Source organism: Luteibacter sp. TLI7-4A (assembly GCF_056754745.1).
In genome coordinates this window covers 2,980,683-2,994,628 of sequence record NZ_JBPGWO010000001.1, presented here as the reverse complement: position 1 = coordinate 2,994,628, position 13,946 = coordinate 2,980,683, and the positions used below count along the sequence as shown (strand labels likewise).

The following is a 13,946-nucleotide window of genomic DNA, read 5'->3' as shown; positions in this document are numbered from 1 at the left end:
AGTGAGGAGTGCGCAGGTTACGGATCAACCCGCCGCGGTCAACGCCTCCTGCAATTTCTTCGTCTGTTCGGGAAACGCCTTGCCTTCCGCCGCGACGGTGTCGGCCACGCGCTTGCGCGCTTCGTCGTCGCGATGCAAGGCACGCAAAGCCTTCACCTGATACGTCGCGACCGCGAAGCGATTCGCGCCGTACGCCTTCTTCGACGCCGCATCGAGATACGGGAGGCCTTCGGCGGGTTTGCCACTCTCGACGAGGCGGCGGCCGTAGCGGTAGTTGTAGACGTAGTCGTCGGGATAGGCCGCGATCAACTGCTTTTCCAGCGTGTCCAGTTCGTCGCCCGCCTTCGCCCTGACCAGGTACACGCGAAGGTTGTCGGCGAGGTTGCGGTCGCTCTTGAGATCGCCGTGCAGCTTGTCCCGGCTCAGGTCGATGGCCTTGCGCAGCACGGCTTGTTCGGCGGCGTGGTCGCCAAGTGCCGCATCCAGGTCCGCCGCCGTGAGAACCGCGCTGCGCTGGTCGGCACAAGCCGGGGTGGCGGTGAATACCTGCGTGGCGAGGAACTGCTCGTAGGAAGCCCGTTGCGGCGCGAGCGTCGACTGCCGGGAATCAGGGTGCTGCGATTCGGTGGCGCCGATAAGGTCATCCAGCACGTAAGGACGTTCGCAGCCGATATTGCCGGCGAGGACCCTGGTGGCGGCCTCGGCGATGCCCTTGTCGTCCTTGCGGTCCTTCGCCTGCAGCAGGAGCAGGCGTTGCTTGGCCAGCGCCACGCGCTTGTCCTTGTCCGATACGTTGCGCACCATCGCCGGCAAGGTGTCGAACCAGGCCATGCCTTCGTTGCCCTGGTAGCGCTGCTGGTAGGTATCCAGCACGTCGGCCACCGCGGCCATCGAACCCTTGGCGGCATCGGACTTCTGCTTGGACAGGCGCGCATCGCCGGAAAGGAGGGCCGCGACTTCGGGATAGAACTTGTCACGAGGCCGTTCGGCGAGGATGCGTCCCAGTTCCTCGCCGTCGGGCCCGATCGCCACGTAGGTCGGCAGGAAGTGGACGTTGAGCTTCTTCATCCATGCCTGGTCGGCGGGCTTGTCGGCGTCGGCTTCGTAGAACACGACCTTGCTTTCGAGGTCGTCCCACTCCTTGCCGTTGAGGACATGGCTGGCCATGTAATAGCAGGAGTAGCACCACACGGCCTGGAAATCGATCAACACCGGCTTGTGCTCGCGTTTGCCCTGGGCAAGCGCGGCATCGAGGCTGGCGGGTGTCTCATGCGCGGCGAAGGCCGGCGCGGCGAACATGACGAGGACGGCGACAAGCAGGCGCTTCATGGTGGACCCTCACCCTTTGGAGGTATAGACGTCCACCTAATAGCACGTTTCCGGCACCGTGTCAGATCGTGTCGCTGGCGCCCTCGACCGGCTCCGGGTCCGATACCAGTCCCTGCCGGCGGCGCAGGGAAGGGAACCACCATATCCACAAGCCCACGACCACGAGCGTACCGATGCCGCCGACCAGGGTCGCGTTCACCGCGCCCACGGCGGCCGCCAGCAGCCCGGACTCGAACTCGCCGAGCTGGTTGGACGTGTTCACGAAGATGGCGTTGACCGCACTCACCCGTCCGCGCATGTCGTCCGGCGTTTCCAGTTGCACCAGCGCGCCGCGGATCACCATGCTGACCATGTCGAAGGCACCCAGGGCGAACAGCGCGACCACGGACAGCCAGAGGGTGGTGGAAAGCGCGAAGACGAGCGTGGCGACGCCGAAGCCGGCGACCGACCCGAACATGATCGGCCCGACCCGGCGTTCCAGGGAATGCCGGGCCAGCCATACCGACATCAACAGCGCGCCGACCGCTGGCGCGGCGCGCAGGATGCCCAGGCCCCACGGACCGGTGTGCAGGATGTCCTTGGCGAAGATCGGCAACAAGGCCGTCGCGCCGCCGAGCAGCACGGCGAACAGGTCGAGCGAGATCACGCCGAACACCGCCGGCCGGCGGCGGATGAAGTGCACCCCGGCGAACAGGGTCTTGAGGGTGGCCGGCTCGCGTCGTGGCGGCAGGTGGTCGTAGGCCAGGCGCGACATCAGCGTCAACGCCACGAGGTAGAGCAACGCGGAGACGCCGTAGACGGTGGCGGCGCCGGCCACGTAGAGCAAGCCTCCCAGCGCCGGTCCGGCGATCATCGCGGCCTGCCCCGCCGAGGCGTTCGCGGCCATCGCGCGGGGAAGCACGTGGGTGGGAACGAGCGCGGGCAGCATGGACTGGAGCGCGGGGAATTCGAAGGCCTTGGCGACGCTGACCACGAAGACCAGCGCGAGGATGCCCGTCTCGGTCAGGTGGCCCGCCAGGCTGAACCCGGCCAGCAAGGCGATGGCGATCCATTCGACCGCCTGGCATACCGTGACGATGCGGCGCCGGTCGAACTGGTCGGCGATGTGGCCCGCCGGAAGGGCCAGCAGCACCGATGGCACGAACTGCGCGAGGCCGATCAGGCCAAGGTCGAACGCGCGATGGGTCAGTTCGTAGATCTGCCAGCCGACGGCGACGGACATCATCTGAAAACCGAAGCTGGAGGCGTTCTTGGCGAACCAGAATTGCAGGAAGGCGCGATGGCGCAGGAGCGAGACCGCTTCCGTGGTGGGCGAAGGCATGGGGAATCCTTGGGGCGTCCCCCGCATTTTACGCCGCGCCTTGCCAGGCGCGGCATCGAGCGGCGAAGCTAGGGGCTTTCCAGCAGGAATCGCAAGATGATGCGCCGTATCGCCGTCCTCCTCGCCATCGTCGTCCTTGCCGCGGCGTGTTCCTCATCGCAGGACCAGCAGGCCGCCGCGCCGGCATCCACCGCGAGCGACCAGACCGCGGAGGCCGCGAAGAAGCTGGAGACCTACCAGCAACTGCTGAAGCTGCACAACGATGGCCCGGCGGTGCAACTGGGCCATGAAATCATCGACAAATATCCCGACACGCCCGCGGCGGCCGAGGTAAAGAAGACCCTCGACGCGCTCGAGGCCAACTACAAGGCGGCCAGCGAGAAAGCCCGCCTCGCCGCGTTGTGGCTCTACCAGACCTCGCCCATGCAGGGTGGCACGCAGAGCACGGCCACCATCCAGTCTTCGCGGCCGACGGGCGAGCAGACGGTGCGCCTGATCCTTCGCCGGCATACCGACTGGGGCCAGAGTGTCTTCCTGTATGCCACCACCGGGAAGGGTTTCGTCTGCAAGGGCGATTGCTCGCTGAAGGCCACGTTCGACGGCAAGGCGAAGACGATCAAGGCGTTCCGCCCGCCGACCGGCGAGCCCGCCCTGTTGTTCCGCAACGATGCGTCGTTCCTCAAGGACCTGGCCCGGACCCGACGGCTGACCATCGACGTGGTGACGATCAGCCGTGGCGAAACCACGCTCGTGTTCGAGACCGGCGGTTTCGATCCGGAAAAGTGGACGTCCCTGCCGAAGAAGAAATGACCTCAGTGCAGGAACAGCTTCTCGGTGATCCGCGTGAGCGGCCACTCGAGCATCGAGTTCACCCTCGGCGGGAGATCCAGCGGGCGTAGCAGCATCTTCACCGTCATCTCGGCGGGGATGTGCCGCTTGAGCAGGCCCTCGGCACGCGAGGTGACGCGGCGGAACTCCGCGTCGTCCTGGGCCTTGTCCGGATAGCGCACGTTGAAGACGTGACGCAGGGCGATGTCGCTGTCCTCGTTCTTGATCTCGCGGAGGCGCTTGAGCAGCACGCGGAACGTGCTCAGGCGACCGATGCCGTCGCGCTCGCGATAGATGCGGAAATGCTGGTAGAAGTGCTTGTAATGACGCACTTCGTCGCTCTTGATGTAGTTGGTCAGCTCGCGCAACACCGGTTCGTCGGTGACCTCGTTGAGCGCGCGATACAGGCTTGCCGTACCCGTCTCCACGACACAGCGCGCGGCTAGCTCCAACCCACGGTTCGGCTCCAGTTCCTCCGACGTGCAGACCGAGCCGTAATGGGCGAAGAACGCCTTGAAGCCCGCGTCCCAGTCGAAGTCGGGCCATACATGGCGCACATAGGCGGCCAGCGCGCGGCCGTGCTGCATTTCCTCGTGCTCCCAATGGTCACGCAGCCAGCCTTGCAGTTCCTCGTCACCGGCGAAGTGGTCGACGAGGTTGTGCGTGTACAGGTCCGAGCCGCTTTCGACGAAGGACGAGCTGCACAGGAGCAGGAAAAGATCTTCGTTATGCCTGACCTTCTCCACGTCGATGCGCGAGAGGTCCAGTTTTTCGAGCGTCCATGGCAAGGTGGCGGCGTAGCTCACTGCGGAATGTTCCTCGATCACAGGTCCTGGTGCCCCGGGGCACAATGACGGGATTGTGACAAAGGCGGCGCGTCAACGCACCACGGTCACCGGCACATGGGCCTTGGCCAGGACATCGGTGGAGGTCGATCCGACCAGCCAGCGGGCGAGCGCGCCTCGTTCGGTATGGCCGATGACGATGTGGTCCACGCCGTGCCCGGCCACGAAGGAGAGCAGGGCGTCGCCGGGGCTGCCATGGACCAGCTCGACCTCCACCGGCACGCCGGCCGGATGCCCGAGCGCCGCGACCTCCTCGCGCAGGCCGGCCAGGCGCTCCTCCCCGACATCGGTCATCATCAGGGCCGAGATATCGGCCCCATTGTCGAGCTGGATCACCGAAACCACGTGAACCTTCGCCCGGGCGCAGGCCGCCAGTTCCAACGCGAAGAGGTAGGCGCGGCGGGCGGTTTCCGAACCGTCGTAGCCGACCAGGATGTTCTTGGGCATGGGAAATCCTCCATCGAATGGATACGGCTCGATATTAGGACCATGGCGGCGCTCCGGGGAGCCAGTTCACCCGCCGTCCATCAAGCCGGGCCATTCCTGAACGGCCGCTCGGGCGCTCCGTGTTTCTTCACATTCGTGAGTGGAGAATCCGCTTCGCAGTTCCCTGCCACCTTTCAACGGAGAAACGAACATGATCAAGCGCATCACGGGTATGGCCGCCCTGGTTCTGGCGGCGGCAGGTGCTTTGACGGTCCAGCCGGCCCAGGCTGCCGAGGGCGGTACCAAGTGCCACATGACCTTCAGCACGAGCGGTTGGGCCGCGATCTACAAGCGTGCCGATGGCCAGGGCCACGTGCGCTGCGACAACGGCCAGTCGGCGACCGTGATGATCCACATCCGCGGTGGTGGTATCACGGCCGGCAAGTTCAGCATCGAGAATGGCAAGGGCGAGTTCACCAACGTCAAGAACATCAGCGAGATCTTCGGCGACTACGCGACGGCCGGCGCCAATGCGGGCGCGGTGAAGAGCGCCGAGAGCCTGGCGATGACCAAGGGCGAGGTGTCCCTTGCCGTCACCGGTACCGGCCGCGGTTTCAACCTCGGCGTGGACGTCAGCAAGTTCGAGATCGCGCGGAAGTAATAGCCGGCGCCTGGTGATCTCGGGGGCGCCCCTGAAGGGGGCGCCTTTTTCTTGAGTTCCGGCACGGCCGGCGCAACCTTGGGAGCCTCGCGAGTACACTCACCGCGATCCCACCCATCGAGGTTCCCCCATGCGCCGCCTCCTCAGCCTCATCGCCCTGTGCATCGTTTCCGCCGCCGCCTGGGCTTCCAGCCCCGTGGTTGGCGAGAAAGCACCCGATTTCCGCCTGCAGGACCAGAAGGGCGAATGGCACACCCTGCAAACCGAGCAGGGCAAGTGGCTCGTCCTGTATTTCTATCCGAAGGATTTCACCGCCGGCTGCACCACCGAGGTCTGCACCTTCCGCGACGACATCGCCAAGCTGCACAAGGCCGGCGCGGTGGTGCTGGGCGTGAGCCTGGACGACGTCAAGTCGCATGCGGAGTTCGCCGAGAAATACCACGTGCCGTTCCCGCTGCTGTCCGACCCGGACGGCGCCGTCGCCACGAAGTACGCCGTGCTTACCAGCCATGGCGATACCAAGTACGCCTTGCGCGAGACCTTCCTGATCGACCCGGCCGGCAAGATCGTCAAGGTTTATAAGGATGTCGACCCGGAGAAGAACTCGGGCCAGGTCCTGGCGGATCTCGCCGCACTGAAGAAAGCGGGCGCCTGATCGTGTTCCAGGCCGCCAAGGGTGCCAGGCACGCCCGTCCCTTCGCTCCGTGGCGCATCGTGGTCTGGCTGGTGATGCTGCTCGCCGCCGCCGGCTTCGTGATCAATACCTATGCCTCGGTCCTCTTCGCCCATGCGGTGGGCGCGGTGAGCGCCGAGGCGATCGCCGCGGGCGCCGGCGATCCGCGCATCGGCCTGCTATGGTCGCTCGCCTACGCGCTGGCGGCTTTCGTCGTGATGGTCTTGAGCCTCGGGACGCTGCGCTGGCGCGACTGGGGCCGGCGCGCGATGCGGGTCGTCGCCCTGCTGTTGATGCTCTGGGCGGCCTATACCGCGTGGGTTTCGTTCGACCAGTGGAGCCAGCTCGGTACGGTCCTTTCCCAGGCCGGCCTGCCGGCGGACCTCCTGGCGGCCGGACAGAAGCACAGGACGATCCTGCTGATCGGCCTGGTCCTCAAGATCGTTTCGGTTCCCGTGCTGGCCTGGCTGTCGTGGATCCTCGGCAGCGTGTCGGTACGCCAGCAGTTCGCCCAGCCGGCGCTCTGATCGGTTCAGCCGGCATTCGTACGCCGCCGGCTATCGAAGCGTTTTCCGCCGGGACCCGCCATGACACCACGCTTGCTCGTCTTCGCCATCGCCACCTGCCTTGCAGGTGGGGTGGCGGCCCAGGACCTCGGCACCACCTGTCAGGTGGCCAGCACCTATGACCTGACGGTGCGGCCGGACAGCCTCGTGTTCGAGCGCCCCGATGCGGCCCCGCGTAGCGTGCGCATGCAAGATGGCAGCCTGGCGACCGATGGGCGGGCGGTATCCCTTCGGCCGGATGAGCAAGACCGTGTCGCCCTGTTCGAACGCAACCTCCGGGCCTTGGTCCCGAAGGTCAAGGCGATCGCGAACGACGGTGTCGACCTCGCCGCACGCGCGGTACGCGACGAGGCCGCCACGGCCGCCCCGGGCGCGGTGGGCAGTGGCGAACTCGACCGGGTGTTGAATGCCCGGGTGGCGGACATCAAGCGGCGCATCGCCGCCAGCCAGAGTACGCGCGACTGGCAGGAGGATGCGATGCGCGCCTATGCTCAGGAGATCGTGTCCGATGTGACGCCCATCCTTACCCAGGACGTCGGCGGCGAAGCCATGGCGTTGGCGATGAACGGCGATTTGCAGGGGGCGGCGGCGTTGCGGGACCGTGTGGCGTCCGTATCCACCGGTGGCCAGGCCCGCGTGGTGGCACGGCTGGAGGCGGCGCTCAAACCGCGGATCCAGGCGCTGTGTCCGTCGATCCGCCAGTTGGGCGATCTGCAATCGGGTCTGCACGATGCGACCGGCAGGCCCTTGCTTTTGCTCGAAGCGGGTGGCTGACCACCGGCTGACCGGTGCCCGGCGCGTTTAAGGCCGGCTAAGTCCGACGGGGCTAACGTGCTGCCCCATGGAACGCAACTCGACCCGTGTGGTAAACGGCCTGATCCGGCGAGTGATTGCAGACCGCGACCTCTATCGGCAGGCTGCACGTGGCGTTCGTGAGCCGGGACTCAAGACCATCCTGGAGGAATCCGCCGCCTCCCTGACCGCCATCGCTACGGACCTGCAGGACGAAGTGTCCTCCGCGGGAGTGCGCCCGGCGACGGCCGGTGGGCCCATGAGCGGTGTCCGGCGGACGATGATGGAAGCCTCGGTGAAGCTGTCGCATGATCCCGATGTGACGTATATCCGGACGCTGGAGCAGATGGAGCGTCGTCTCCTGGACGCCTTTCTTCGCCTCGAGGCGAGTTCCGGAGATCGCGCGATGGTCGGCAGGCATATCGCGCGCCTGCGCCTGCTGCACCTCGACATGACCAACCTCGGCAGCGCCGCCGGGCGCTGACGCATCGCCTACGCGGCGAGACGTATCGCGTGCAGGGTGCGGTGCAAATGGATGTCGGCGGAAACGCGGACGGGGAATGCCGACATCAGCGTTTCGCGATCGGCGAAGAAGTTGGCGAAGGCGATCGCGTCCGCGGGATCGGTGCGTACGGCGATCTGCACGCCCTCGCGGAAGATGCCCCAGGTCTCGCCTATGTCCGCGATGTGATATTCGATTGCGTGTTCGTTCATGCCTCGTCCTCCGCCGGACGCCTGAAGGCGTACTGTGATCAGGATGACGAGGGAATCAGCGCGAGGCTATCGGACTAGTCTGAAAATTCGTACTAATTCTTGAGCATATCCTCAGTGCATGGATGCGCATCCAGCGCGGTCCGCAATCGCGAGGCATAGCCTTCTATCGCCGACGCCAGTTCCGGTAAACGATGCATGGCGGCCGCGCCATGGGCGCCGCGAAGTTCATTTTCCAGGTATTCCGCAAACGCGGCCTCGGTCGATGGGCCGAAAACGCGCATGCCGCCGAGGATGCGATGAACCCAATCCGCCGCGGCGGACGGATCGTCGAAGGCGGCGATTCCCGCCATGTCTTCGCGCACGGCCATCTCGAACCGGTCCACCATGAGAGGCAGCAAGGCGAGATCGCCATAGGTTTCCCGCCATGCATCCAGATCCCAGGGCGAGCGGGCGGAATCTTCATCCTCGCCGGGCGAGAGCAGCATGTCCAACTCGCCCAATCGCAGCGGCTTGGTAGCGAATCCGTCCATTCCCGAAGCGCGGCAGCGGGCTTCCTCGCCGGGAAGCGCATTCGCGGTGACCGCCACGATGCGAAGAGGCGAACCTTGCTTGCGCAGTGCGCGGGTGAGCGCATAGCCGTCCATCACCGGCATGTGCAGGTCGGTCAACAAGACGTCGAACCGGCGCGACGATGCGCGGGCGAGCGCCTCCGCGCCGTCCGCGACCAATTCATAACGATGGCCGAGACGGGCCAGTTGTGCCGCGACCAGCTGCCGGTTCGTCGCGTTGTCCTCGGCAACGAGTACGTCGAGGGTTGCTTCTTTTACCGGCGGCGTGGCGACGACGGCCGTGCCCACGGCCTCGTCGCTGGCGGCATGTCGCGATCGCTCCATGTCCAGTACGATCGACAGTCGCGTACCCTCTCCGACCACGCTCGACATCACGAGATCGCCGCCCATCAGTTCCACCAGGCGCCGACTGATGGCCAGGCCAAGACCGCTTCCGCCGAAGCGGCGTGTCGTCGACGGCTCGGCCTGGCTGAAGGGGGCGAACAGTCGCTCGATATCCTTACGGGCGACGCCGATGCCCGTGTCGACCACGTCGATGCCAATGCTCTGCTTCATCTCCATGTCTTTCACGACGTCGACGACGATGTCGATGCGACCCCGGGCGGTGAACTTGATGGCGTTGCTGACGAGGTTGAGCAACACCTGGCGCAATTTGGCCGCGTCACCCATGACACCCGGCGCCAGGCGCGCATCGACATGGATGTCCACCGAAAGGCCTTTTTGCCTTGTCTGCCGGGCATGCAGTGCCACGACGTCGTCGAGCAGCTGGCGAAGATCGAAGGTGGCATGCTCCATCTCGACGGCGCCGGCTTCGATTCGCGAGAAATCGAGCACGTCGTCGACGATTCGCAGAAGCGCTTCGGCCGATGACTCGGCGGTACCGAGCAGGTGGCGCTGGCTCTCGTGCAGCGATGTCTCGCGGAGCATTTCGAGCATGCCGATGAGCCCATGCATCGGCGTGCGGATCTCATGGCTCATGGTGGCGAGGAACCTGCTCTTCGCCGCGGTGGCCTCTTCAGCCACCTGCTTGGCCTCGGCCAGCTGGGCAGCTTGTTCATGCCGGTCGGAGATGTCGATCCAGTAGCCGGTGAATTCCACCGCGCCCGCCACCGGCCGAGGCAGCGCATGCGAGGCGATCCAGCGTTCGGGCGCGACATCGCGTATGCGCATTTCCGCGTGGATCGGCGTAAGTGTGTTGGCCGCCCTTGCGACCTCCGCAAGCAGCGGCGCCTGGTCGCGAGGATCGATCCGGGCGAACGCGCGGCGTTCGTCGTGAAGGAACGTATCCACGGGAATCCCGAAGATGGGTTCCGGGTTCCCGCCTACGTGGATGAACTCGATGCGTCCACCCTCGAAGTAGCGGAAACGATAAAACACGGCAGGGATATGCCGGGTGATGTCGGCGAGCCGTTCTTCGCTCGACCTTCGCCGTCGTGTTTCGCGACGCAGGCGTACATACGCGTGGGATACGGCGAGAAGGAGGGCGAGCACCGCGGCACCCGGCGGCCCGGCCTTGCGTGCGATTTCCCGCCAGGACCCTCCCCACGTGTAGTGGGATCGCAACCAGGTGTTGCGGATGGCCTGGGTACGACGCTCGGAGATCCGGGCGAGCGCCCTGTCGAGCAGCGGTACCAAGGGTGCGTACCGCCGATCGACGGCGATCGCGAACTCCGCGCGCTCGTCCGTGGGCGCCGCGAGCTTCAATCGCGCGGGATGGTCGCGGCGCATGAAGTATTCCGCGGTCGCGATGTCGCCCACATAGGCATCGGCTTGTCCCGATGCCACGGCGCGCAGTCCTTCGGCCGCGTCGCGTACCGCGACGGGTTCGACGAGGGGAAGGTGGCGTACCGCATCGGCGACCGCGCCATGGGCCAGGTTGGCCGCGACACGGTGCCCGCCCAGGTCGGCGGGCCCCGCGATGGTCGCCATGTCGTCACGCGTCACGATCATCACGGGAAAATCGATGTAAGGCTCGGTGAAATCGAAATTCCTGCCCAGCTCGTCGTTTCGGGGCGAAGCCGCGGGAAGGATATCGATGTCACCGGCGGTGGCCCTGCGCACCGTTTCTCCCCAGTGCTGCGTGGGGACGGGCACATGGGCGACGCCGAGAGCGGACAGGGCATCGTCGAGGTAATCCATGGCAAGGCCGACGGGCACCCCTCTCCGATCCACCAGGGACAGTGGCGCCGATGTCGGATCGATGCCGACACGCAACACGGGCAGGTGCGCCAGCCAATCGCGCTCGGCGTCTGTCAGTGCGACGCCGTCGTCTCTTGCGGGTCCATCCACGCCCGCGGCGATATGTGGGCCGGTGGCTCGACCGGAACATATGCCCTCGGCAGGAATGGTGTCGGCAAGCGAGGCTTGAAGGCGTCGGCTTCCATCGGCGTGCCGTCGGGTGGGTTCATGAGTTCGCGCGACCGTGGAAAGCGGTAAGCAGGATGACGTGCCGTCCGGCGGGCACGGCACCGGCTCCGCATCGACCCTGTCGGCGAAGGCATCGCATGAGCAAACCGCGAACGGAATGATGACTAGGATTCTCAATAGCTGCATGGCGTTCCTTCGACCACGAGCGGATGTTTACTGTAATCTCCGCGATGGTACGACGAGTAGCACATCTCATGGAGAGCGGCAGCAGTTATCCGCCGGCGAGGGAAGAAATGGTTCTGCGCACGATCATTGCCGACGATCATCCGGTGGTCCTGATGGGCACCCGTGCGGCGCTCGAGGCGTCGGGTGATATCGTCGTAGCCGGCGAAGCAGCCAATGGCGATCAACTCGTCGACCTGCTGGCCTCTCGTCCATGCGATGTCATCGTTACCGATTTCTCCATGCCTGGCGGTCGTCACGGTGACGGGCTTTCGCTGATCGACCTGGTCCGGCGGCGTTATCCGCGGCTGCCGATCGTCGTGCTCACCATGGTGAACAACGCGGCGGTGCTGCAGACGATGCGGGTTCGTGGCGCGTTGGGCCTGTGCGACAAACGGGCGCCACTCAAGGAAGTGGCGGTGGCGGTGCGTCATGCGGCGGCGGGCCGGCCCTATCTCAGCGAGACGATTCGACGCCAGTTCGACCAGGCCGGCGTGCACAGCGCGACCGACATGACGCGGCTTTCCGCCCGGGAGATCGAGGTCGTGCGCCTGTATGTGAGCGGCATGTCCATTACCCAGATCGCCGAGCGCCTCAGTCGCAGCGTCAAGACGGTAAGCCGGCAAAAGCGCGACGCCATGCGCAAGCTGGGCATCGATCATGACAGCCGGCTTTCCGAATATGCCCGTGAAAGGGGTCTCGCCTCCTGACCCTGCTGGAAGTCAGGGTATGACCATTCGCCCATGTGGTGCCGCGCGAATCGGCTTAAACCTTGGGGCGCCCGGGCGCATCCCACCCGGAGCCAACCGTTCCCTGGGGAGAAGAACCATGCGCCATTCACTGATTGCCGGCACGATCGCCATCGCGCTCGTCCTCGCCGCCCCCACCGGGCAGGCGAAGGGCTTCAACTTCAGCACCGATACCTGCAAGCACGACTATTCCACGGCCTACGATGTCGATGTCACGGCCAATGGACTGTCCTTTCATCGCAAGGACGGCGTTCCGGCCCGGATCTTCCTGCACGATGGTTCGTTGAGGGTGGATGGCAAGGACATCGCGGTCTCCCGTAGCGACGCCGATGCATTGCGCCGCTACGAGGACGGCGTTCGCCGGCTCATGCCGCAGATCGCTTCCATCGCCCGCGATGGCGTGGAGATCGGATTCTCCGCGATGACATCGGTCACGCTGACGTTCGCCGAGGGTGACCAGCGCGCGGGGATGCTCGAGAAGTTGAAGCGCAAGCAGGCCGAGGCATTGCGCGAGATCGACGAAGGCATCGGCGCCGGGCATTGGTCCGCGGATCGCATGACCGAGACGGTCGCCGGTTCGGTATCGGACTCGGTGGGCGAGCTGGTCGGCTCGGTCACGTCCAGCGCGGTGACCGCCGCCCTGTCCGGCGATTCGAGCAAGGTGGCGGCGCTCCAGGCGCGTGCCGAGTCGTTGGACAAGGCCATGGACCGGGAGATGGACAAGCGTTCGAAAGGTCTGGAGGCGCGCGCCAACGCCATCTGCCCCCAGCTCAACGACCTCGCCGACCTGCAGCGTGGATGGAGCGTGCGCACGGCCGACGGCAAGCCGCTCGAACTGATGACGATCAAGCCGAAGGGCAGCCACGATCACGACGAAAGCGAGCCGAAGAAGGTCGCTTCGTCCTGAACGATCATCGGGCGTAGTGCCGGTCGAGCCAATCCAGCACGTTGCGGACGGTGTCGCCGTGGAAGGTGCGGTACATCTCTTCCGTGACGTAGCCGATGTGTGGTGTGGCAAGCACGTTGGGCAGGGTACGGAAGGGGTGCGCCGGCGGTAGCGGTTCCTCGTCGAAGACGTCGATCGCCGCGCCCGCGAGGCGGCCGTGGCTCAGCGCATCGACCAGGGCGGTTTCGTCGACGATCAGGCCTCGCGAGCTGTTGATCAACCGGGCACCGGGCTTCATCGCGGCGAGATCGTCCGCACCGATGATCCCCCGGGTGCGTTCGCTCAGGCGGGTATGGATGGTGAGGAAGTCGGACCGGGCCAGGAGTTCCTGCTTCGTGACACGACGGACACCCAACGCGCTGGCGGTTTCCTCGGCGAGGTTCTGGCTCCAGGCGATCACCTGCATGCCGAAGGCCTGGCCGATCCGCGCCACCTTCGAACCGATGCGTCCGAGGCCCAGGATGCCGAGGGTCTTTCCGTGCAGTTCCACGCCCAGCCCCATCTGCCACGCACCCGCGCGTACGGAGGCGGCCTCGTCCGCGATGCCGCGGGCCAGGCCGAGGATGGCGGCCCAGGTGAATTCGATGGTGGGCGTGGACGAGTAGTTCGTATGGACTACCTCCACGCCACGCGCGGCGGCGGCCGCCTCGTCGATCGATGCGTTGCCGCGACCCGTGGACGCGATGAGGCGAAGGCGTGGCAGGGCGGCGATGAGGTTCGCGGTCATCGGGGTGCGTTCGCGCATGACGCAGATGACGTCATACGGCGCCAGTCGCCGCGCCAGGGCATCGTGGTCCGCCTCGTGATCGTGGAAGACGGTGACCTCGGCGCGGCCTTCGAGGAGCGACCAGTCCGCGCAACGCAAGGCGACCTCCTGGTAGTCGTCGAGCACCGCGATACGGATCGTTGCATCGTTCATGGTTGTTTCCCGTGTCATG

15 protein-coding genes are annotated in these 13,946 nt (G+C 65.8%); 8 read left to right on the top strand and 7 right to left on the bottom strand.

What is annotated here, in order from left to right:
• Positions 1-24: 24 nt before the first annotated feature.
• Both ACR9Y6_RS13275 and ACR9Y6_RS13270 read right to left on the bottom strand, forming a co-directional pair.
• Entirely contained in the window at positions 25-1,329 is a 1,305-nt protein-coding gene (locus ACR9Y6_RS13275; RefSeq protein WP_481281705.1) for a thioredoxin family protein, read from the bottom strand.
• A 61-nt stretch (positions 1,330-1,390) separates the two neighbouring features.
• Positions 1,391-2,650: an MFS transporter gene (locus ACR9Y6_RS13270; protein WP_481281704.1), complete on the bottom strand. Its 1,260-nt coding sequence runs from the start codon at positions 2,648-2,650 to the stop codon at positions 1,391-1,393.
• Between the two features lie 96 nt (positions 2,651-2,746).
• Between ACR9Y6_RS13270 and ACR9Y6_RS13265 the strand changes: the two genes are divergently transcribed.
• Positions 2,747-3,460, top strand: a complete 714-nt coding sequence (locus ACR9Y6_RS13265; protein ID WP_481281703.1) for an outer membrane protein assembly factor BamD — start codon at positions 2,747-2,749, stop codon at positions 3,458-3,460.
• Between the two features lie 2 nt (positions 3,461-3,462).
• Here ACR9Y6_RS13265 and ACR9Y6_RS13260 read toward each other — a convergent pair whose 3' ends face one another.
• Positions 3,463-4,284 carry a ferritin-like domain-containing protein gene (locus ACR9Y6_RS13260; protein WP_481281702.1) on the bottom strand — a complete coding sequence of 274 codons (822 nt, stop codon included), beginning with the start codon at positions 4,282-4,284 and terminating at the stop codon, positions 3,463-3,465.
• 72 nt (positions 4,285-4,356) lie between these two features.
• Complete coding sequence (locus tag ACR9Y6_RS13255; RefSeq protein ID WP_481281701.1) at positions 4,357-4,770, bottom strand: universal stress protein; 414 nt, start codon at positions 4,768-4,770, stop codon at positions 4,357-4,359.
• A 190-nt stretch (positions 4,771-4,960) separates the two neighbouring features.
• On the opposite strand from ACR9Y6_RS13255, the gene ACR9Y6_RS13250 reads away from it, so the two are divergent.
• From ACR9Y6_RS13250 to ACR9Y6_RS13230, 5 genes are all read left to right on the top strand, one after another.
• On the top strand, positions 4,961-5,410 hold the full coding sequence (locus ACR9Y6_RS13250; RefSeq protein ID WP_481281700.1) for a hypothetical protein: 450 nt from the start codon (positions 4,961-4,963) through the stop codon (positions 5,408-5,410).
• A 130-nt stretch (positions 5,411-5,540) separates the two neighbouring features.
• A complete protein-coding gene (locus tag ACR9Y6_RS13245) occupies positions 5,541-6,065 on the top strand; it encodes a peroxiredoxin (RefSeq protein ID WP_371023778.1) in 525 nt (174 codons plus the stop codon).
• Positions 6,066-6,067: 2 nt separating this feature from the next.
• A complete protein-coding gene (locus ACR9Y6_RS13240) occupies positions 6,068-6,610 on the top strand; it encodes a hypothetical protein (RefSeq protein WP_481281699.1) in 543 nt (180 codons plus the stop codon).
• A gap of 72 nt (positions 6,611-6,682) precedes the next feature.
• The gene (locus tag ACR9Y6_RS13235) at positions 6,683-7,423 is read left to right on the top strand and encodes a DUF2884 family protein (RefSeq protein ID WP_481281698.1); all 741 of its coding nucleotides are present in this window, start codon (positions 6,683-6,685) and stop codon (positions 7,421-7,423) included.
• Between the two features lie 67 nt (positions 7,424-7,490).
• Positions 7,491-7,925 carry a PA2169 family four-helix-bundle protein gene (locus tag ACR9Y6_RS13230; RefSeq protein ID WP_306851164.1) on the top strand — a complete coding sequence of 145 codons (435 nt, stop codon included), beginning with the start codon at positions 7,491-7,493 and terminating at the stop codon, positions 7,923-7,925.
• Positions 7,926-7,933: 8 nt separating this feature from the next.
• Here ACR9Y6_RS13230 and ACR9Y6_RS13225 read toward each other — a convergent pair whose 3' ends face one another.
• Both ACR9Y6_RS13225 and ACR9Y6_RS13220 read right to left on the bottom strand, forming a co-directional pair.
• Positions 7,934-8,155, bottom strand: coding sequence for a hypothetical protein (locus ACR9Y6_RS13225; protein WP_481281697.1), 222 nt, complete (start codon positions 8,153-8,155; stop codon positions 7,934-7,936).
• A 92-nt stretch (positions 8,156-8,247) separates the two neighbouring features.
• The gene (locus tag ACR9Y6_RS13220) at positions 8,248-11,013 is read right to left on the bottom strand and encodes an ATP-binding protein (RefSeq protein WP_481281696.1); all 2,766 of its coding nucleotides are present in this window, start codon (positions 11,011-11,013) and stop codon (positions 8,248-8,250) included.
• Between the two features lie 332 nt (positions 11,014-11,345).
• Between ACR9Y6_RS13220 and ACR9Y6_RS13215 the strand changes: the two genes are divergently transcribed.
• Both ACR9Y6_RS13215 and ACR9Y6_RS13210 read left to right on the top strand, forming a co-directional pair.
• Positions 11,346-12,023 (top strand): response regulator, encoded by a 678-nt coding sequence (locus tag ACR9Y6_RS13215; protein ID WP_481281695.1) that lies wholly within the window; start codon positions 11,346-11,348, stop codon positions 12,021-12,023.
• A gap of 118 nt (positions 12,024-12,141) precedes the next feature.
• Entirely contained in the window at positions 12,142-12,969 is an 828-nt protein-coding gene (locus tag ACR9Y6_RS13210) for a DUF2884 family protein (RefSeq protein WP_481281694.1), read from the top strand.
• Between the two features lie 4 nt (positions 12,970-12,973).
• Here ACR9Y6_RS13210 and ACR9Y6_RS13205 read toward each other — a convergent pair whose 3' ends face one another.
• Positions 12,974-13,927: a D-2-hydroxyacid dehydrogenase family protein gene (locus ACR9Y6_RS13205; protein ID WP_481281693.1), complete on the bottom strand. Its 954-nt coding sequence runs from the start codon at positions 13,925-13,927 to the stop codon at positions 12,974-12,976.
• Positions 13,928-13,946: the final 19 nt, after the last annotated feature.